We start from the raw sequence: 20,805 nt of genomic DNA on the forward strand, positions 1-20,805 counted from the left end.
CTGATGGAAACCGTCTGTCTTCGCCACCGCCCCGCGCATGTCTGGATGACGGGCTGCCTTATGGTGGCTGTGGGTCTCGGCAGTCAGAACAGTCTTGCTCAAGGCTATTGGCCGTCTGCGGACACCGCCGAGTGGGCCTGTAGCCTGTGCCCGGAGCAGAGCCAGCGGGAGGGGCGTGTCACCGCCGGGGTGGGGCATGTGTCCGAGAGTTCCGCCAAGTTTGGTGATTACACCGGACTGGATGAAAGCGGCCCTTATTGGTTGGGTGAGCTGGAAGTCAGGACGCGCAATGAGCAGGGCACCTATGCCGAGGCACAGGCCAAAAACCTGGGGCTCGACTCACGTCAAGTGCGGCTTCTGTACGGTGAGCAGGGACGCTATGACATCGGGTTTGAATACCAGCAGATTCCCCACTTTGTGGCGGAGCAGGCGCAGACCCCTTTTCTCGGTGTCGGCACCCAGGTGTTGACCCTGCCCGCCAACTGGGAGCGAGCGTCCACAACGCAGGGGATGAGCCAGCTCGACCCGAGCCTGAAGCGTTTTTCCCCGACGTTGGAGCGCGAGACTTACGGGCTGAACGCGGGTGCCCGGCGCAACGATCGTTGGGATTACGGCGTTGATTTTCGTCGTACCGAACAGCAGGGCACCAGGCTTCAGGGCGCCAGTTTTCTGAATACCGCCGTCGTGTTGCCCATTGGAGTTGATCGGGTGACCGAACGGATGGATGCGCGGCTTTCCTACCGGGAAGACCGCTGGTACCTGCAGGCGGCCTATCACGGTTCGCAGTTCGACAATAACGCCGATTCGGTGACCTGGGATAACCCCTTCAGCGCCCTGGTCGAAGGCGGTGATCGCGGCCGTCTGGCGCAAGAGCCGGGCAATGATTTTCATCAACTGACGCTGTCCGGTCGCTGGCAACCGGGCCGCCTGTTGCAAGCCTCGGGCAGACTCGCCGTGGGCCGCCTGCGGCAGGATGAAGCCTTTCTGCCGGCGACCATCAACCCCTGGGTGGGCGACGTCAATCAGCCCGCTCTCAGCCTGGATGGTCGGGTCGATACGCTCAATGGCCAGGTGCGTGCGCTGATCCAACCTGGGTTGGCGTTGAGTGTGGTGGCTGAACTGTATTATGACGATCGCGACAACCGCACCCCGCGCTCTGAGTTTACCCCGGTGCGCTCGGATCTGGCGGTAGCCCCCACACAGTTCAATCGGCCCTACAGTTTTGAGCGTGCCGGCGGCAAGCTGCGCGCCGATCTCAAGACGGGGGATGGAACCACCGTCTCGGCGGGTTTATCCCGGGAAACCATGGAGCGCAGCTTTCAGGAAACGGAAAAAACCAGTACCACCGACTACTGGGGTGAAGTCCGCGCCGCCTTGACACAGACGCTCGATGTTCGGCTCAAGGGCGGGCAGGAGCGCCGGCGTTTTGTCGAGCACTATCGGCCTCTGGACGACCTCGTACCGGGGGAGAACCCCCTGTTGCGGCGCTATCATCTGGGCGAGCGCGATCGTGATCAGGTTCGCGCCAGTGTCAATTACTTACCACGGGACTGGATGACGCTCAGCGTTTCCCTGGATTACGCCAAGGACGATTATTTCAATACCCGGATTGGTTTGACGGAGGCGCGCGACCGGTCTCACAGCCTGGATGTATCGGTGCGGCCGACAGAGAATCTGTCACTCTATGCCTTCGCGACCCGTCAACGAATCGACTCGGATCAGGCCGGTAGCGATAACTTTTCCACGCCCGACTGGACCGGCCACCAACGAGATCAGTTGGATACCTTTGGGGTCGGCATTGAGCGCGAAGCGCTGCTTAATGGGCTGGATGTGGGCCTGGATTATGGTTACTCCTACGGACGAGGGGTGATTGAAATGGAGACTCGGGCCAATGCAGCGCCTTTTCCGGACCTTAAAACCCACCTGAGCCGGCTGGAGCTGTTCGCCCGATACCAGTGGTCCGAGCCACTCTCTCTGGGCCTGAGTTATGGGGTTGAGCGCTATCGGAGTGCCGACTTTTTCATCGACACGGTGGCGCCGGATACGGTGGCCAACCTGCTTGCCAGCGGCCAGCAAAGCCCTCGCTATTCGGTGCAGTTTGGGCAGGTCAGCCTGACATACCAGTTCTGGTAGTTCGGCCCCGACTTTGAGTCCAGTGCAGAGGGGCTTGTGTCGTCAGGGTCAATCCGTTAAGTTTGCGTGACTAACCTTGCGTTCAGAATGATAATAATGCTTAAGACTCTTCACAAAGCATGGTGGTTGTTTCTCGTTTTCGGCATTGGTACCCATGCCGGCTGGTGTGCAACTGGGGAAAACGCCCCGGCCGTGGAAGTCCGGTTCTGGGACAGCACCGAAGGGCGGCTCAGCTATGAGTACGAACTGCTTCAGCTAGCCCTGGAAAAAACTGCCGATGATTACCCCGCCTATGATCTGAATCGCCACGATGAGGATTTTGGCTCCCTGCGCGGGCGTCGCGCACTTGCCGCGGGGTACCCGATCAATGTCTACGCGGCACCAGCGCGGGATAAAGAGGGGCCGCTGGAAGCGCAGATCATCTCCATCCCGATCCCGATTCTGGGCGGCCTGATGGGCTACCGGCAATTGATCGTCCGCGAGGACAGCTTGCCAACCATGGCCGAGGTGACCTCGGAGGATCAACTGAAGCGATTGACGGTAGGGCAGGGACAGCGCTGGCCGGACGTGGCCATTTTCCGTCTCAATGGCTATCCGGTAAACGACACCGGCCGCTACAGCAATCTGTTCACCATGCTGGAGCAACGCCGCTTTGACTACCTGTCTCTGGGCATCATCGAAGCGCGTCGGGAGTTGGCCAGTCACCAACCGGCGAACGGAGGCTTGGCGCTGGTGCCGGATCTGTACCTCTACTATCCCTTCCCGGTGGTGTTTCATGTCAGCGCCAAAGCGGGTCCCCTGGCCGCTCGCCTGGAGCAGGGGCTGATGCGGGCATTGCAGGATGGTTCCATGGAAGCACTGTTCCAGCGTCATTTCGCCGAGGAGCTGGCGGCCATACATGGTGAGAACCGGAGGCTGATTGTGCTTGAGGCGCCACTTCCCGAACTTGACTGGATACCCCAGTACCAGTTGCCGCCGCTCATGCGGCTCAGAACCTCTGCCCAGTGACGGCCTCCTTTTTGGGGTTTTTGACGAACGAAAAACGGGCTATTATGCCCCGGCCTATGGTGCTTATAGAAAACAACCATAAGCGATCCCCTTGTAAAACCAGACGACCGGTCATATATTGATGGGCATGAGCAAGCGCGAGTTAAAAAAAGACCTCTTACTGGAAGCTGGCCTGGGTGTCATGGCGACCCACGGTTACAACGGTACCAGTATCAAGGACATTGTCGACGCCGCCGAGGTGCCGAAAGGGTCTTTTTATACCTACTTCAAAAGCAAGGAGGATTTTGCACTGGAAGCACTGGAGCGGGCCACCGAGGCGCGCAACCAGGAGAGCCGGGCGCTGCTGGAGGATACCAGTCTGCCGCCGCTGGAGCGTCTGACCCGGTATTTCCGGGACTACACCGGCGCCTGCGATAGCGGGGTCACCGGCGGCTGCTTTATCGGCAACATGTGCCAGGAGATGTCGGACTCCAGCGAGGTCATTCGCCTGAAGGTGCGCCAGCTACTGCGCAATAACACCGAGGCGATCGAAGCGGTGCTGGAAGAGGCCCGCCGGCAGGGTAGCCTTAGCAGCCCGCAGCCCTCATCGGTGCTGGCGGAGTATCTGTTCAATGCCTGGGAGGGCACGGTCATGCGGATGAAGGCCGCCAAATGCCGCGAGCCGCTGGATGCCTTTCTCGCGCTCTTGCCTATCGTCGTCGGACAAGTAAACGCCAACTGACGTGCTGGCCGACCAGAACTCGTCTCTATACCCACAATAATACCCTCTACAGCGCTTCATAAAATGGTCTCCGTCGGTGGCGGGGCTGATAAGTGCTGCGAGGTGTAAGAGTGTGCTTTTGAAGACGACTGGTCATCTATAGTTGATTGGAATCTGAACTTGGGGGAATAAGGTAATGAATTCGGAGCAATCTCGAACAAAAAAAGAACGAACAGAAAAAAGACGACCGGTCACTTTATTCGGGGCGGCAACGCTCTGGATGGTGGTATCACTGTTGATGATGGCGGAGCCCGCTGGCGCGCAGACGCTAGAGACTGAGGCCGTCCCGAGCACTCGCGCCCAAGAACCGTTGCAGGTGGCCTGGCTGATTGAGGATCAAAAACGACCTGCGGCGCCGATTCGATCGCTGCCCTATACGGAGCCGGAGCGTTCGAGCTGGGCGCTGGCCATTGATAATGATTACCTCGCTCTGGGGGGCAAGGATCAGGATTACACCTATGGTTTTAATTTCACCTATACCGGCCGGTCCGCGAAAGACGGTTGGCTCTCTCTGGACGCGCCGCTCGGTTGGCTGGATTCGGCGTTGGGCTTTGAGCATCTCTCCCCCGTGGGGGTCAGCAAGCACAGCCGCGAAGCGGGGCTGTTCGGGTTTACCCCCAGCGAGATCGAGGTGGTCCAACCGCAGTATGGCGATCGCCCCTATGCCGGTCTGGTATACCTGGCGAACTCCCGAGAGCGGCTGGATATCCGCAATCGGGTGGCGTGGAAAAGCACCTTGACCGTGGGAGTTCTCGGGCTGGATCTGGTAGGGGATGTGCAGAATGAATCCCATGCGATTCTCGGCAGTACGCCGGCCCGGGGCTGGGACAATCAGATCAGCGACGGCGGCGAACTGACGGCCCGCTATACCGTGGCGCGGCAACACCATGTCGCCACGCTGTTCGACAACCTGGAAATCAAAAGCACCGTTCAGGGGTCCGTGGGCTACCTCACCGAGGCGAGCTGGAGTTTGTCGGTTCGTGGCGGCGACTATCACACCGCCTGGTCGTCATTTAACCCGGAATTGGTGAGTTATGGCGAGAAATCCTCCTACACCAACAGCGGTATTTCGGTCGATGAGCATTACTTCTGGGGCGGAGTGTCGGTTAAAGCCCGTGCCTACAACGCGTTTCTGCAGGGGCAGTTTCGCGACAGTGAAGTCACCTTTGAGCGGAGTGAACTGCGCTCAGTCATGCTCGAAGCCTGGCTGGGCTATACCGTGGCCTTCGCGGAGGGGTATCGCATCAGTTACGTCGTGCGCGGCCACAGCTCGGAGATCAAACAGGGCCCCGGGGACCGCAATCTGTTGTGGGGTGGCCTGATTCTGGCCCGCACCTTTCGCTGATGATGCCCGTGCAGATGCCGCCGGGATATGTAAAGATGAGGGACACACCGCGACATTAGGTAAAAGGAGCGAGCGATGTATCGACTGATGTTTACCGGCGACCTGGTCACAGGCTTTCAGCGCCAGGAAGTGATCGGCAACCTGGCCAAGCGACTGGAGATGTCCCCGGATAAAGTGCGCGAAACCTTCTTTACCGGTTCGCCGGTCGAGTTCAAAACCGTCGATGACAAAAAAGCCGCCGACCACTGGCGCCGGGATTTCGCGGATGACGGCGCACTGCTGATCGTGCTGCCCGGTGATGAAGACACCCCCGGCGGCTCCCGCTACGCCGGCGCCGACCCCGCCAACACCAACATCGAAGAGCCCACCATTGCCTCAACCACCGCCCGGCTCGATGCCGTGCGCCGGCGCAATGTCGCCTTTATGAAGCTCGGAGGCATTGCCGGCCTGATTGCCCTGGTGATCATCGTGCTCGCGTGGTTGTTTGGCTAAAGGTAAAAAGTTGTTATAAAAGCGTAACCTAGTGTCACCCGGCGGGCGGTGCCTGCCTGATTGCGCTATCATGGAGGAACAATAAATCCAATGGATGAGGAGAGAAAACCCGTGAGAATCAACCTACCTTTTGTATTGACCGCTGTGTTGCTTTTGGCGGCTTGTGGCGGCTCAGAGAATAATGTTCAAAACGCCGTTGACGACTTCAACCAGGAAAAAGAGGATAACGAGCCGGAAATCCCGCCCATTGACTGCAGTGGCCAGCCAGATTTGAGCGATGCGGTCATCACCGGCCTTGAGATGACGTACATTCAGCAGAATGTACTTCCGGCCACCGATGATGCACCGGAGCGCCACTTGATAAGTATTTACATCGGTGTCGAATTCAATGAGCCGGACGACTCCCAGGCATCTCGTGCCAGAGGGTTCTGGCCAGAGTTCTCGCTGTTTCAGCGCGCCCGTGCCACCTCTTGTGAACCTCCGGAGCTTGGCGAGCGAGCCGTGCGGCTGGAGTTGACCAGCGATAGCGATTTCAACGCAGATTATCCGGCGGGTACGGTGCTCAATGATCTTCTGATTGATCCACCCAACATCGGTCCGGACGGTAGAGCGATCAACTCTGGGCTCAGCGGATTGTGGAACATCGTGCTTCTCGAACTGCCCACCGAAGAACTGGTGCATCGGTTTACCGTCACCGTGGAGTTGGATAGCGGCGCCCTCCATGAAATCACGCTTGATCCGTTGTACTTCCCGGCCAATTTACCCGCTGAGGACAATTTCCCGGATGATCCCGTTGCGCCTCCCGGTTTTTCCACCAGTTATCTCAACGATACGGGTATTGAAACCTGTGGTGACAATGAACTCTTTGACTACGAGTGTCCCGTGGCCGGATTTCCGCTTCAGGATGGCGAGGTGGGGCGAGATCGCCTGAACGACACGGATAATCAGGAAGAAGCCGATGATGAACCGCAAAAGTACGATTTCACGAAAATCGATAGCGAGGGCAACGAGCTGCCGGATGATGCCACAGAATGGTTCTGTACACGCGATAACGTGACCGGCCTTCTGTGGGAGGTCAAAACCGAGACCGGGCTGCACGGGGCCAACAACCTCTACAGCTGGTACAGTCCGGACGATACGGTGAACGGGGGCGTTGTCGGAGTGCCCGATGGGGGGCACTGTGAAGGCTCGGCATGTGATACTCATGCCTTTCTGGAAGCGTTGAACGAGAAAACTCTGTGTGGGCGGGACGACTGGCGTCTTCCCGATTGGGGCGACTGGTTTTCCGTCACCAGTTTTGATCCTTTGCCGGGTGATGATCTCGAGACATTTAAATACAGAGAGGTAGAGCATGTAGAGCCCGCAGGTTGGTGGACCGCTAATACAGTGGCGAATTCCGATGAACATGTCTGGGGCTTGTCGGCCGTTCATCACGGGGGTGATAAGACAATGTATCCTTTGCGGGCGGATGAAACTTTGCGGGCGCATGCCGTCAGTGGTCATCGCGGTCCGGAGCCTCTGGATGTACTGGATCGCGATCACTGTCGCCACACGGCAATGAACCCGACCACCCCAACCAGCGCGTTTGATATTATCGAGGGCGGGACGGTTGTCCACCACACCACCACGAATCTGCAGTGGCAGCGCTGTTCCGTGGGCCAACATTGGGATGGTAGCCAGTGCAGCGATTCGGCGGAGGTGTTTACCTGGCAGCAGGCATTGAATCAGATTCATGACCACGACGGTTGGCGCCTGCCCAACATCATCGAACTGTTAAGCCTTTATGAGAGTTGCGGTTCCGAACCCGCGATCAATCCAGAAGTGTTTCCCGCCACGCCGGGCAGGAGCCTGCAGGGAGCGTTGCGGCGCTGGGGGGAGGTCCGGTACTGGAGTGCCAGTCAGTCGGGCCTACTCCTGTTCAGCGGTTACGAGAGTGAGGACGCGCTTGGGGTCAACTTCGGAGCAAGTGGGTTATACTCCGAGCAACCCATACGGATGGATAAGGCCGGCGACCTCGGCTTTGTCCGTCTGGTTCGGGATGTGGAGCCCTAGCCACCGATGCCATCAACCCATTCACCCATTTGCGTTTTCCGCACCCGGGGCCTCACCCGGGTGTTTCGCATGGGCGAGGTGGAAATTCACGCGCTGCGCGGCGTGGATATGGAGCTGTACGCCGGGGAGTTTGTGGTGTTGCTCGGGGCCTCGGGCAGTGGCAAGTCCACCTTGCTCAATATTCTCGGCGGGCTGGACAGCGGTACCGAAGGGGAAGTGTGGTACCGGGATACCGACCTGAGTCATGCGACTGAGCGGGTGCTGACGGACTTTCGTCGTCACCATGTCGGGTTTGTTTTTCAATTCTACAATCTGATTCCCAGCCTGACCGCGCGGGAGAATGTCGCCATCGTTACCGACATTGCCCGCCATCCCATGGACCCGGCCGATGCCCTGGCGCTGGTGGGACTTGAAGAGCGCTTGGATCATTTCCCGGCTCAACTGTCCGGTGGTGAACAGCAACGGGTGGCCATTGCCCGGGCCATCGCCAAAAATCCCGAAGTGTTGTTGTGCGATGAACCCACCGGTGCACTGGATTCAAAAACCGGTATCAAGGTGCTGGAAGTGCTGCGCCGGATCAACCGGGAGTTGGGTACCACCACCGCGGTGATTACCCACAATGCAGTGATTGCGGATATGGCCGAGCGGATGATTCGCCTGAGCGACGGGCGGGTGAGCGAAGTCACGGAAAACCCGCACCCCGTTGATCCCGATCAGTTGCACTGGTAACCCGCCATGCGCGCTCTCAATACCAAACTGCTGCGCAACCTCTGGACCCTGAAAGGGCAGGGCCTTGCCATTGCGGTGGTGATTGCCACCGGCGTGGCCATGTTCGTGATGTCCTTTACCGCTCTGGATGCACTTCGCCTCAGCCAGCAGAGTGTGTATCAGAGCCAGCGCTTTTCCGAGGTGTTTGCCAATCTCAAGCGCGCGCCTGAATCCCTGGCCGATCGTCTGCGCGCCGTGCCCGGCGTGGCCACCCTGGAAACCCGCGTGCAGGCGCCGGTGAAACTGCAGGTGCCCGGGTTCGATCAGCCCGTTACCGGCCTCGCCCAATCCATTCCCGACGGGCGCCAGCCCCAGCTCAATCAGTTGCATCTGCGCACCGGCCAGTTGCCCGAAGCGAGCCGCAACGATCAGGTGTTGTTNAGCGAAGCCTTCGCCGAGGCGCATGAATTGCAGCCCGGTGATCGCCTGTCGGTGGTGATCAATGGTCGCTACCAGACGCTGTGGATCAGCGGCATTGCCCTCTCGCCGGAGTACATCTATCAGATTCGCCCGGGGGATCTGTTTCCGGATTTTTCCCGCTACGCCATTCTCTGGATGAATCGCGATGCCCTGGAATCCGCCTTTGATATGGAAGGGGCCTTCAACAACGTTACGCTGACGCTATACGCGGGGGCCAACCCGCAGACCACCATCGACCATCTGGATGGTTTGCTTGAGCCCTGGGGCGGGCTCGGCGCCTATGGTCGCGACGATCAACTGTCACACCGTTTTATTGAACAGGAGCTGGAACAGATTGCCGCCATGGCGGTGTTTCTGCCGTTGATTTTTATTGGCGTGTCCGCGTTTTTGTTGAACGTGGTGGCGGCCCGATTGATCCGCACCCAGCGCGAGCAGATCGCGGTGCTGAAAGCCTTCGGCTACGACAGCCTGACCGTGGCCGGACACTACCTTATGTTGGTGCTGGTGATTGTTCTGATCGGTTCAATTCTCGGGGTATTGTTGGGCACCTGGCTGGCCAGTGCCCTGGCCGGTCTGTATCAGGACTTTTTCCGCTTCCCTTGGCTGGAGTTCCGGCTGCGGGCCTCGGTGGCGCTGACCGCTATTGTTATCGCCGGCGGCGCGACGGCACTGGGTACCTTGACTGCGGTGTACCGGGCGTTTCGATTACCTCCGGCGGAAGCCATGCGCCCGGAACCGCCCACCCATTTTCGTCGCACCCTGATCGAGCGGTTGGGCATTCGNGGCCTNAGTCAGCCGACCCGAATCATCCTGCGCAACCTGGAACGACAACCGGTCAAGGCGGGGCTGTCGATTCTGGGTATCAGCCTGGCGGTGGGCATGATGATGCTGACCGGGTTTCAGAAGGGCTCCATCGATTACATGATGGATGTGCAGTTTCGCCTTGCCCAGCAACAGGATATGACCGTCAGTTTTATTGAACCCACCCAGCGCGGTGCTCTACACGAGCTGGCTGCGCTCCCCGGTGTTCGTTACGTCGAGGGTTTTCGCAGCGCCTCGGCGATTCTGCACTACGGACATCGTTCTTATCGGGGTGGGGTCCAGGGTTTTTCCGAGCCCCGGCATCTGGTGCAGGTGCTCGATGATCAATTGCAGCCCATCGCCATTCCCTACGAAGGGGTGTTGCTCACCGACCATCTGGCGACCATGCTCGGTATTGGAGTGGGGGACACCCTGCAGGTCAAGGTGCAGGAAGGGCGGCAGCCGGAGCTTGCCATTCCCGTGGCCGGTTTGGTCACCGAATTTATCGGCGTGGGCGCCTATCTGCGGCAGGACACCCTGGCCCGACTGCTGGGTGAGGGCGATACGGTGAGCGGCGCTTTTTTGGGGGTGGACCCGGAGCTGGTGGACGAGGTCAATCGCCGCCTGGAGGCCATGCCCCGGGTGGCGGGAGTGAACCAGCGGGACACCACCATCCGCGCGTTCGACGATATGATGGCGGACAGTATGCTGGTGTTCACCTTTTTCAGTGTGTTTATGGCCGGATCGATTGCCTTTGCCGTGGTGTACAACAACGCACGCATCGCCTTTGCCGAGCGCAGCCGGGAGTTGGCGACCTTGCGGGTATTGGGTTTTACCCGGGCGGAAATTGCTTTTATTTTGTTGGGTGAGCTGTTGTTGCTGACCGTGCTGGCCATGCCGCTCGGCTTCCTGCTGGGGGCCGGTCTGTGTCAGCTGCTCACCCTGGGCATGCAGACCGATCTTTACCGGGTGCCGCTGGTGCTGACCGCGGACACCTATGCCAGCGCGGCCCTGGTGGTGCTGGTCGCGACCCTCTTGTCCGCCTTGATGATGGGGCGGGCACTGGTCAAACTGGATATGGTGTCGGCCCTGAAGTCGGCGGAGTAAGTAAACCTTCTGGCGCCGGAGCGAACCTCCTGGCTCAAGACAGTCCAAGGACTTATGGCTATGAAACGCCCGAACCGTCGTACCCTGATTTTTGCCGCCATCACCTTGCTGGTGATTGTGGTGATGATCATCAGCTTTCGCGATCCGCCCGCGCTGGTGGACTCGGCGCAGGTGATTCGTGGTCCCTTCCGAATTACTGTCGAGGAGGAGGGGCGCACCCGCCTGCCGGATCGCTTCGAGGTCTCGGCGCCGGTGGCGGGTTACCTCAATCGAGTACTGCTTGAGCCCGGCGATAAGGTGGCTCAGGGCGATACTTTATTCACTCTGAACCCGGCGCCGGCCGATGCCCTGGATGCCCGCACCGGCGCCCAGGCCCAAGCGGCTCTGGCGCGGGCCAAGTCGGCTTTGGCCGCCGCAGAATCCGCCGTTGAAGTCCAGCGCGCCCAGGCCGAACTGGCGGACCGGGAGCTGGTGCGGGTACAGCGGCTGGTGGATCAGGGCCATCTGTCCCGGGAAGCATTGGACCGGGCGCTGGCGGAAGCACGCAGTGCCAGTGCGCGTTTGCGCACGGCACAGTTTCAGGTGGATGTGGCGCGGCACGAGCGGGAAAACGCCGAGGCGGCGTTGACCATTGCGGGTGGCGAAGTCCGTTCGGAGCCGCTCAAGGTCACCGCACCTACGGAGGGTGTCGTGCTCACCCGCGAGCGACAGAGTGCCGGGCGGGTTCAACCGGGTGAACCGATACTGACCCTGGGTGATTTGAGCAGCCTGCAAGTGGAAGTGGATCTGCTCTCACCGGACGCCGTGCGTCTGAGCCCGGGAATGCGTGTGGAATTGGAGCGCTGGGGCGGCGACGAGGTGTTGCCGGGACGGGTGCGCCGGATCGAACCGGCGGGCTTTACGCACATTTCCGCGCTGGGAGTGGAAGAGCAGCGCGTCTGGGTCATTGTCGATTTTGATGCGCAGCGCGAACGCTGGAAAGACCTGGGTGACGGTTACCGGGTGGAGGCGCGTTTTATTCTCTGGGAAGGTGACGATGTCTTGCAGGTGCCGGCCAGCGCCCTGTTCCGGGAAGAGGAACGCTGGGCGGTGTATGTGATTGAGGACGGCGAGGCCGTGCGCCGAACCGTGACGCCGGGACGGCGCAGTGGATTGTTGACCGAAATCCAGGACGGACTCGAGCCGGGCGAGCGGGTGATCCTCCATCCCGGCCAGGATATCGAACCGGGCCGGCGCGTAGAGGCTCGCTGAGGGTTCAACGCTACCGCGATTGCCAGATGATTTTCTGGTGCTCCGCCGGAATCATCGCCGCCGGATGTCTGGGAACCACTCGGGCGGTGAAGTCGCCATCCGGGCGCGCGCTGTCCAGCTGCCCTTCATACCGGTAACTGTGAGTGGCGCTCTGCAAGGTACTCGCCGGTGTCAGTGCCAGGGTGATGGCGCTCTCCGCGTCGGTGGGGTCGGCGATCAACTCTACGGTCAGATGCTCTGGGTTCAATCCGCCGAGTTGTACATTCAGCCCGACCCGACGATGCCCATCCCGCTCATCGAACTGCAGCTCACCCAAGTGGATTTCGTGCCAATGTTGGGACAGGCCTGAATGCCATTGAAACAGTTCGGCCGCAAGGGCGCCTTTTTCCTTTGTGCGGTTCGCCAGTAGTTGGGCGGCCGGGAGATAGTAGCCTTCAATGTATTCCTGAAGCATCCGGTTGCAACTGAAAGACGCGGTCAGTTGGGCCATGCTGTGCCGTACTCGTTCCAACCAGTCNGTGGGTATATCGGCGTCGTCTCGATGATAAAAACAGGGCGCGATATCCTGCTCCAGGAGTTCATACAGCGCCGTGGNATCGTCATCGTCCTGCTCCTCGCCGTGGACGTCACCGTCTCCCAGNGCCCAACCCACTTCCGCGTGCCAGGCCTCGGCCCACCAGCCGTCNAGGCTGGACAGGTTCAGGCCACCGTTGACCAGCACTTTCATGCCGCTGGTGCCGCAGGCCTCCCAGGGGCGGCGCGGTGTGTTCAGCCAGACATCGACGCCCTGCACCAGATGTTGTGCCAGCTCGATATCGTAGTCCTCCAGAAAAACCACCCGGTCTTTGACGTCGGCGCGGCGGGCAAACCGGTACCAGGCCTGTAACGCATTCTTTCCCCACTGGTCCGCGGGATGGGCCTTNCCNGCCACAATNAGTTGNACCGGGTGCTGNGGGTGGTTGAGCAGGGCGGCGAGTCGATCCGGGTTGTGCAGCAACAGGTTGGGTCGTTTGTACTCGGCAAACCGTCGGGCGAAGCCCAGGGTAAGGACATTCGGGTCCAGCGGTTGTTCGCTGAATACCGCACACTGACCGGGGTCGCTTTCGCGGCGCCACTGATGGCCCAGACGTCGGCGTACGTAGTCCACCAGTTGTGCCCGGCCCTGACCCTTCATCTGCCAGAGGCGGTGATTGTCCAGTTGCTCAATGGTGTCGGTGGGCATGCGCTCCAGGTCCTGACGCCAGCGGTCCGGACCGAACAGTTGACGCCACTCGTTATCGGCCCGGGATGAATCCCAGGTGGGCACATGGACGCCATTGGTGACNTGNCCNATGGGCACTTCGCGCTCNGGCCAGCGNGGGAAAAGNGGNTGAAAAATGGTTCGGCTGACGGCGCCATGCAAGGCGCTGACGCCGTTGGCAAAAGCGCAGGTGCGCATGGCCAGCCAGGCCATATTGAACCACNCTGTCGAGTCCTCTGGATTGGCTTTGCCCAGTGCCAATAACCGTTCCGCNGGGACGCCGAGTTGTTGGGAGAATTCGTCAATATAGCGACGCAAGACTTCGATGGGATAGCGATCGAAACCGGCTGCCACTGGCGTGTGAGTGGTGAAAATATTTCCCGCACGGGTGGCCCAGAGNGCTTCATCAAAGGAGACTTTGTGTCGCTCGCAATAGGTGCGCATGCGCTCCAGTGTGGCGAATGCCGCATGTCCNTCGTTCAGNTGACAGACGTAGTCTCCACAACCGAGGGTGTCCAGCAANCGCCAGCCGCAAATGCCCAGAGCAATTTCCTGCACCAGACGCAGCTCNCGGTTGCCGCCGTAGAGTTGACTGGTGATGCCCCGGTCGCCCGCCTGGTTGCGCGGATCATTNCTGTCGAGCAGATACAGGGTGATGCGCCCGACCGTGACCTGCCAGACCCGAAAACGCACCCGCCGACANANAAATTCGGTATCAATATGCAGCCAGCTGCCGTCTTTCGCCTGAGCCCGGCGCAGGGGCAGGCTGCCNGGGTCGTTGTACAGATAGGTTTCCCGNTGCCAGCCGGTGTCATCCAGGCTCTGGTGGAAATAGCCCTGCTGATACAGCANNCCCACGGCGACCACCGGTACNCCCAGATCGCTGGCGGTTTTCAGGTANTCCCCGGCGAGCATGCCCAGNCCCCCGGCATACAGCGGNAGGGCATCGCAGAGGCCGTACTCCATACTGAGATAGGCAATGCCTTTGAGCGCCGAGTTGGCGTAGTGCTGTTGATACCAGCTGGTGTCGGTGAGGTAGGCATCCCTCGCCNGGGTCAGAGTGTTCAGNGCGGCGAGGAAGTTTTTGTCCCGGGCNATTTTCTGNAGTTGTTCGTCGCTGGTCAGTTGCANNACNTCCACCGGGTTTTGGGTGTGTTCCCACACCTNCGGGTTCAGTTGTTGCCAGAGCTGGTCGCCATCGTGATTCCAGCTCCAATACAGNTCCANGGACAGCTCNCGNANAATGGCGAGGGCTTCCGGTAACGGGCGAGAGGATAGGGCCATGTCAGTGTCCGCGCAGGTGTCGGGTCAGAAACTTTTCCAACTCGACGATCAATAGAATCGGACTGGTCGACAGCACCAGTACCAGCCAATGACTCACACTCAANGCGCCGACATCAAAAATNCGNTGACTGATCGGCCAATAGGTAAACACCCCCTGAAACAANAGNACCANNGCAATGGCCACCAGTGNCGGGCGTAACCCCTGCCANTAGCGNCGGTGCCACAGGGANTCGTTCAGGGTACGCGCACTCAGTAAATANAATATTTCAAACAGNACCAGNGCATTGACCGCAACGGAGCGNGCCAGAGCCNNGTCNCCCGANNNCGACATCTGCCACTCAAACAGGGTGAANACCGTGAGNGCNCCNAGACCNCCGACCANCAGNATCCGGTAGAGCAGCGTGCCGGTNATCANGCCCTGNTNNCGGGGGCGGGGCGGNCGCTGCATGATGTNGGCTTCGCTCTGCTCNAANGCCATGGCCAGNGCGAGAGTGACNGCNGTGACCATNTTGACCCANAGAATCTGNACCGGTGTNATCGGCANNAGCCAACCGAACANAATGGCNAGCACGATGACGACGGCCTGGGCCAGATTGGTGGGCAGGATGAACGCAATGGCCTTCACAATATTGTCGTACACAGTGCGCCCTTCTGCTACGGCATGCGTAATGNTGGCAAAGTTGTCATCGGTCAGTACGAAGTCGGCGGCCTCCTTGGCGGCATCGGTGCCTTTCTGGCCCATGGCGATGCCAATGTCNGANGANCGCAGGGCNGGGGCGTCGTTGACGCCGTCGCCGGTCATGGCCACGGTATGCCCCCGGGCTTGCAGTGATTCCACCAGTTGCAGTTTGTTGGCCGGACTGGTGCGNGCGAACAGATCGACCTGATCGACCACAGCGATGCGCTCGGCGTCATTCATCCGGTCGAGCTCCGCACCGCTGACCACCCTCTCGCTGTTCAGGCCCAGCTCGCGGCCGATGGCGGCGGCGGTTACCGGATTGTCGCCGGTAATCATCAGAACCCGAATACCGGCTGCGTGACACTGGGCGATTGCCTCGACAGCTTCGGGGCGGGGCGGATCGCTGATGCCGACCAGCGCCACCATGACCAGACCGCTTTCCATATGGTGGTGATGCAGCTCGGTCTGTTCGCTGTCCATCGGTTTGCGAGCCAGAGCCATGACCCGCATCCCTTTCGAGGCGAGCTGCTCCATCTGGCGGTGCCAGTAATTCCGGTCCAGTGGTTCCGGGCCATTCGGACCGAGCTGCTCGCGGCACAGCTCCAACAGCCGATCGGGCGCGCCCTTGATCGCCATTTCCCGGTCGCCGTCGGGGTGGTCATGCAACACGGCCATATAGCGTTTTTCGGTTTCGAACGGGAGACTGTCAATGCGCGGCCATTTGCGTCGACACTGATTGGCCTCCAACCCGTGTTTCATTGCCAATACCAGCAGAGCACCCTCGGTGGGGTCGCCGTGCAACTGCCACTCGCCCTGCTCCTCGGTCAGGTTGGCATCGTTGCACAACAGGGCGATGCGGGAGGCGGTGGNNACGGAGTCANTGCCGGNNCTGTCGCCCGAGGAGTGAGNNTCCGCCTTGATATCGCCTTCCGGCGTGTAGCCCTCNCCGCTNACCGTGTACCGGTGGGTGCTGGTGACCAGCGCACGCGCGGTCATGGCATTGGCGGTGAGNGTGCCGGTTTTATCCGAACAGATCACGTCCACCGAACCGAGCACTTCCACCGCGGGCAGGCGCCGCATCAGTGAGCGTTTGCGGGCCATGCGCTCCACNCCGAGCGCGAGGGTGATGGTGACCACGGCGGGNAGGCCTTCGGGAATNGCCGCAACGGCAATACCGATCGCGCCCTGAAACANCGTGGCCAGGCTCTGGTTATGCAGCAGCGCACCCAGNACAACGGTGGCGNCGGTGATCAACAGAATGNCCAGGGTCAATTGCCCGGCGAAGCGTTGCANNTGNCGCTGNANCGGCGTNGNNCTCANGGNNACNCCCTGNACCATCCGGTTGATGGTGCCAATCTCGGTGTGTGAGCCGGTCTGAGTGACCACACCGCGTCCGCTGCCGTAGGTGATCAGAGTGCCCATATAGGCCATATTGAGCCGTTCCGCCAGGGGCGCNTCGGCGNTTACCGGTGCGGTGACTTTATCAACGGCCTGGGATTCNCCGGTGAGNANCGCTTCNTCACAGCGGATGCTTTTACTTTCCAGCANACGGATATCGGCGGGGACTTTGTCGCCGGCTTGCAGCAGTACCACATCACCCGGNACCAGTGCTTCGCTGTCNAGGGTGAGGGTCGCCCCGTCNCGCAGCACCAGGCACTGGCTTCGGCTCATGGACAGNATNGCGCGCAGGGCNTGNTCGGCTTTGCCCTCCTGCACAAAACCGATGGTGGCATTGATCAATACCACCCCGGTAATNACGCCNGCATCCACCCAATGACCGAGAAACAGACTGATCAACCCGCTGACCAGCAGAACGTAAATGAAGAGATTGTGAAATTGCCGNAGCCAGCGCTTCCAGCCCGGTGTCGGCGGTTGGGTGGGCAGGGCGTTCGGCCCCCACTGNGNCAGTCGNTNTNNNGCATNANCNGNGCTCANTCCGTTNGNGGTGCTGTCNAGNNGTCTCCAGNGTCTGTTNGGCGNTGAGNGCGTGNACNGGCTCTTCCAANTNNGAGNNAGTNGNGGAGGGCGNTGNNNNGTNGNGGGTNTCCATGGCNGTCATNNACGGTGACTCGATCAAGTGCATCAGGGNCCGGTCNTGCTGTTCGAATCCGGTGAGNTTCTTCAGGGTGGTGTCNGCAATGGCGGCNAGTGCCTCGCGGGTGAANAACGCNTGGTGTCCGGTGATCACNACNTTGGGGAATGTCAGCAGTCGGGCAAACACATCATCCTGCANCAGTTGGCTGGAGTGATCTTCAAAAAACAGATCGCTTTCCTCTTCATACACGTCCAGCCCCAGGTAACCCACCTGTCGGGATTTCAGNCCGGCAATNACNGCTTTGGTATCGAGCAGGCCGCCGCGACCGGTATTGATCAGCATCACNCCCGGTTTCATTTTTAGCAGGGCATCGGCGTTGATCAGGTGNTGGTTGTCCGGGGTCANCGGGCAGTGCAGGGANATGATGTCGGANTGCGNCCAGAGGNCGTCGAGTGCNACGTAATCCACGCCGGCGGTNTGCAGNGCNTCGTCGGGANANGGNTCGTAGGCGATCACCCGNCANCCCAGCCCGAGCATGATNCGCGCAAAGGTNGCGCCGATTTTACCGGTGCCGATCACNCCGACNGTTTTGCCGAACAGGTCGAAGCCGAGNAGGCCNTNNAGTGAGTAGTCGTTTTCATGAACGCGGTAGTGCGCCCGATGCAGTTGCCGGTTCAGCATCAGAATCAGGGCGAGNGTGTGTTCGGCAATGGCNTGGGGAGAATACTCCGGCACCCGGGNCAGGGTGATNCCCNGGGCNCGGGCGGCGTNCAGATCAANCTGNTTGTANCCNGCGCAGCGCATGGCAATGAGTTTTACGCCCTGCTTTGCCAGAATCTCCAACACGTCCGCGCCCAACTGGTCGTTGACGAAACANCAGACGGCGGTGCAGTCCTGGGCGAGAANCGCGCTGGNGGNGTTGAGCGCGGNTTCGTGAAANACCAGCTCGTGGCGCCCCTGATTGGCACTGGTCAGAAACGCNTTGTCGTAAGGTTTGCTGCTGAATACGGCAACTTTCATTGTNTCTCCGCTTGGGCAATATGTTGNCTGGCCCGGATGATGGAATCCGGNTTGAGGGAAATGGAATCNATGCCGCANTCCACCAGAAACGCGGCAAAATCGGGATGGTCGGACGGNGCCTGNCCGCAGATGCCNACCTTGCGATGGTGTTCGTGAGCNACCCGAATGACCTGGGCGATCAGTCGTTTGACGGCCTCGTCCCGGGCATCGAACAGCGGNCGCAGGGCTTGTGAATCCCGNTCGATGCCGAGCACCANNTGGGTCAGATCGTTGCTGCCGATAGAGAAGCCGTCGAACCGCTGGGCAAACTGCTCGGCNAGNATGACGTTNGAGGGAATCTCACACATCACGTAAANCTGAAGGCCGTTCTCGCCGCGTTTGAGCCCGGCGTCGGCCATCACCGCCAGCACCTGATCCGCCTCGGCCGGNGTGCGGCAGAAGGGAATCATGGCGATGATATTGTCAAAGCCCATGACCTCCCGGGCGCGNTTCAATGCCTGGCACTCAAGCTGAAAGGCTTCCCGGTAGCGNTCGTGATAGTAGCGCGAGGCNCCGCGCAACCCGAGCATGGGGTTGTCCTCTTCCAGTTCGAAGTCTTCACCACCAATCAGCCCCCGGTATTCGTTCGACTTGAGNTCTGANAAACGCACGATGGCCGGGTGGGGGTAACAGGANGCGGCAATTTTGCCAATGCCGGTGGCCANNTGATCGACAAANTACTCNCTCGGGGTGGCGTAGCGCTGAGTCAAGGCGGCGATGGTGTCCAGGGTTTCAATCGGGGTGACCCGCTCCGGGTGCAAAAGGGCCATGGGGTGAACACCAATCTGGCTGGANATGATGAACTCGATCCGGGCCAGGCCGATNCCCCGGGTCGGCAGCTGCCNCCAGTACAGCGCGCCGTCGGGCATGGCGACATTGATCATCAGGTCGGTGCGGGTGGGAACCACTTCGTCCACCCGAATCTGCTTTACCTCAAAGGCCAGCTTACCTTCGTACACCTTGCCCTGGGCGCCTTGNGAACAGTCCAACGTGACCTCCGCTCCTTCGGTCAGACGCTCCGTGGCGTTNCCGGTACCGACGATGGCGGGCACCTTCAGCTCCCGNCTGACAATGGCGGCATGACTGGTGGCACCGCCGCTGTTGGTNATGACNCCCGCNGCGCGGCGCATGATCGGTACCCAGTCCGGGTCGGTCCGGTCGGTGACCAGAATGGCGCCTTTCGGGAANNGNTCNCTCTGNTCGTGTCGGTCCAGCTTGCANACCGGGCCGGCGGCGATGGCGCTGCCGACNCTNGCGCCTTCCNCCAGCACAGNGCCNTGNTCCTTCAGTTTNTANCTGGAGAAGACNGCGCGGTCTTTTTGNGACTCGATGGTTTCCGGGCGCGCCTGGACAATATAAAGCTNNCCGGTNTCACCGTCCCGNGCCCATTCGATATCCATGGCGCGCTGGTAGTGCTGNTCGATCTGNATNCCCCAGCGNGCCAGGGTGAGAATGTCCTCATCGTTCANCACCAGNCGCTGGCGTTCNGATTCGGTGGTGGCAACCGTGCGCGTGGTTTTNCCGGNTTCGNCGGCCGAGTCGGCATAGAGCATCTTCTCCGCTTTNCTGCCGCAGGTGCGCTCTATGATGGGCTGAAATTCACGTTCCAGCAGCGGCTTGTACACCATAAACCGGTCCGGGTTGACGCTGCCCTTGACCACCGACTCCCCCAGNCCCCAGGCGCCGTTGATCAGCACCACGTCGGGGAAGCCGCTNTCGGTNTCCAGGGTAAACAGNACGCCGGCGCAGCCGAGGTCCGAGCGCACCATCTGNTGCACACCCACCGAAAGCGCCACNTGCTCGTGNGCAAAGCCGTGCTGCTCCCGATAGGCGATGGCGCGGTCGGTGTACAGGGAGGCCAGACAGGCCCGGCTGCTTTCCANTAACCCATCCAGCCCCCGGACGTTGAGAAANCTTTCNTGCTGACCGGCGAAACTGGCNTCCGGCAGGTCCTCNGCCGTNGCGGAGCTGCGCACGGCGACCGGGGCNTCGGGCTGTTGCAGTCGGTCGCANAGCNGNNGNTAGGCGTCCTCAATGGCANTTCGTTGCCCNNTGGTGAACTCNCCGCCGAGAATCAGTGCCCGAATGGCTGCCCCGGTATCGGCCAGACTTTGCTGCTCATGTTTCAGCNCCGCCAGTTGTTCGGCGATCCGCCCGGTCAGTTGGTTCGCCTCGATGAAATCCCGGTACACCTGGGCGGTAATGGCAAACCCCGGGGGAATGGGGACGCCGGCGGACTGAAGCGACCGGGTCATCTCGCCCAGGCTGGCGTTCTTGCCGCCAACCCGGCCAATGTCCTCCAGGGTAATCTGCTCAAACCATAGGATAGATTCTGTGTGNGGCATGGCTCACCTCCTGGCCTGGGGTGTTC

11 protein-coding genes and 3 pseudogenes are annotated in these 20,805 nt (G+C 60.5%); 9 read left to right on the forward strand and 5 right to left on the reverse strand.

The genetic code is table 11. From position 1 onward, the window contains the following. Positions 1 to 3 precede the first annotated feature (3 nt). From CMG77_RS06390 to CMG77_RS06430, 9 genes are all read left to right on the forward strand, one after another. Entirely contained in the window at positions 4 to 2,133 is a 2,130-nt protein-coding gene (locus tag CMG77_RS06390) for an MtrB/PioB family decaheme-associated outer membrane protein (RefSeq protein ID WP_286806959.1), read from the forward strand. A gap of 96 nt (positions 2,134 to 2,229) precedes the next feature. Next, on the forward strand, positions 2,230 to 3,141 hold the full coding sequence (locus CMG77_RS06395; protein WP_286806960.1) for a transporter substrate-binding domain-containing protein: 912 nt from the start codon (positions 2,230 to 2,232) through the stop codon (positions 3,139 to 3,141). A gap of 127 nt (positions 3,142 to 3,268) precedes the next feature. After that, the gene (locus CMG77_RS06400) at positions 3,269 to 3,862 is read left to right on the forward strand and encodes a TetR/AcrR family transcriptional regulator (RefSeq protein ID WP_024460739.1); all 594 of its coding nucleotides are present in this window, start codon (positions 3,269 to 3,271) and stop codon (positions 3,860 to 3,862) included. A gap of 355 nt (positions 3,863 to 4,217) precedes the next feature. Next, the gene (locus CMG77_RS06405; RefSeq protein ID WP_286903808.1) at positions 4,218 to 5,246 is read left to right on the forward strand and encodes a lipid A deacylase LpxR family protein; all 1,029 of its coding nucleotides are present in this window, start codon (positions 4,218 to 4,220) and stop codon (positions 5,244 to 5,246) included. A gap of 75 nt (positions 5,247 to 5,321) precedes the next feature. Beyond that, positions 5,322 to 5,738: a hypothetical protein gene (locus CMG77_RS06410; protein WP_286875042.1), complete on the forward strand. Its 417-nt coding sequence runs from the start codon at positions 5,322 to 5,324 to the stop codon at positions 5,736 to 5,738. A gap of 111 nt (positions 5,739 to 5,849) precedes the next feature. Further along, a complete protein-coding gene (locus CMG77_RS06415; RefSeq protein WP_286806963.1) occupies positions 5,850 to 7,790 on the forward strand; it encodes an Lcl domain-containing protein in 1,941 nt (646 codons plus the stop codon). Between the two features lie 6 nt (positions 7,791 to 7,796). Continuing rightward, the gene (locus CMG77_RS06420) at positions 7,797 to 8,519 is read left to right on the forward strand and encodes an ABC transporter ATP-binding protein (RefSeq protein WP_286806964.1); all 723 of its coding nucleotides are present in this window, start codon (positions 7,797 to 7,799) and stop codon (positions 8,517 to 8,519) included. Positions 8,520 to 9,320: 801 nt separating this feature from the next. Next, on the forward strand, positions 9,321 to 10,886 hold the full coding sequence (locus tag CMG77_RS06425) for an ABC transporter permease (protein WP_502691770.1): 1,566 nt from the start codon (positions 9,321 to 9,323) through the stop codon (positions 10,884 to 10,886). A 60-nt stretch (positions 10,887 to 10,946) separates the two neighbouring features. Next, positions 10,947 to 12,137: an efflux RND transporter periplasmic adaptor subunit gene (locus CMG77_RS06430; protein WP_286903810.1), complete on the forward strand. Its 1,191-nt coding sequence runs from the start codon at positions 10,947 to 10,949 to the stop codon at positions 12,135 to 12,137. 10 nt (positions 12,138 to 12,147) lie between these two features. Here the strand turns inward: CMG77_RS06430 and glgP are convergent, their stop codons facing one another. The 5 genes and pseudogenes from glgP to ppsA all read right to left on the reverse strand — a co-directional run bounded on the left by glgP (position 12,148) and on the right by ppsA (position 20,779). Beyond that, complete coding sequence (gene glgP / locus CMG77_RS06435) at positions 12,148 to 14,661, reverse strand: alpha-glucan family phosphorylase (protein WP_286903811.1); 2,514 nt, start codon at positions 14,659 to 14,661, stop codon at positions 12,148 to 12,150. 1 nt (position 14,662) lies between these two features. Then, a pseudogene (locus tag CMG77_RS06440) lies at positions 14,663 to 17,011 on the reverse strand (cation-translocating P-type ATPase). 129 nt (positions 17,012 to 17,140) lie between these two features. Then, positions 17,141 to 17,283 (reverse strand): annotated as a pseudogene (locus CMG77_RS15825) (cation-transporting P-type ATPase); the annotation flags it as partial. A 164-nt stretch (positions 17,284 to 17,447) separates the two neighbouring features. Beyond that, a pseudogene (locus CMG77_RS06445) lies at positions 17,448 to 18,395 on the reverse strand (2-hydroxyacid dehydrogenase); the annotation flags it as partial. Next, entirely contained in the window at positions 18,392 to 20,779 is a 2,388-nt protein-coding gene (ppsA, locus tag CMG77_RS06450) for a phosphoenolpyruvate synthase (RefSeq protein ID WP_286903812.1), read from the reverse strand. The pseudogene CMG77_RS06445 and the gene ppsA, both read right to left, overlap by 4 nt. Positions 20,780 to 20,805: the final 26 nt, after the last annotated feature.

This window comes from Marinimicrobium sp., from assembly GCF_002695945.1.
GTDB lineage: Bacteria > Pseudomonadota > Gammaproteobacteria > Pseudomonadales > Cellvibrionaceae > Marinimicrobium > Marinimicrobium koreense.

Coding starts and splice junctions, on each gene's coding strand:
- CMG77_RS06390 (WP_286806959.1), top strand. CDS start 4: ATGGAAACCGTCTGTCTTCGCCACCGCCCCGCGCATGTCTGGATGACG.
- CMG77_RS06395 (WP_286806960.1), top strand. CDS start 2,230: ATGCTTAAGACTCTTCACAAAGCATGGTGGTTGTTTCTCGTTTTCGGC.
- CMG77_RS06400 (WP_024460739.1), top strand. CDS start 3,269: ATGAGCAAGCGCGAGTTAAAAAAAGACCTCTTACTGGAAGCTGGCCTG.
- CMG77_RS06410 (WP_286875042.1), top strand. CDS start 5,322: ATGTATCGACTGATGTTTACCGGCGACCTGGTCACAGGCTTTCAGCGC.
- CMG77_RS06420 (WP_286806964.1), top strand. CDS start 7,797: ATGCCATCAACCCATTCACCCATTTGCGTTTTCCGCACCCGGGGCCTC.
- CMG77_RS06430 (WP_286903810.1), top strand. CDS start 10,947: ATGAAACGCCCGAACCGTCGTACCCTGATTTTTGCCGCCATCACCTTG.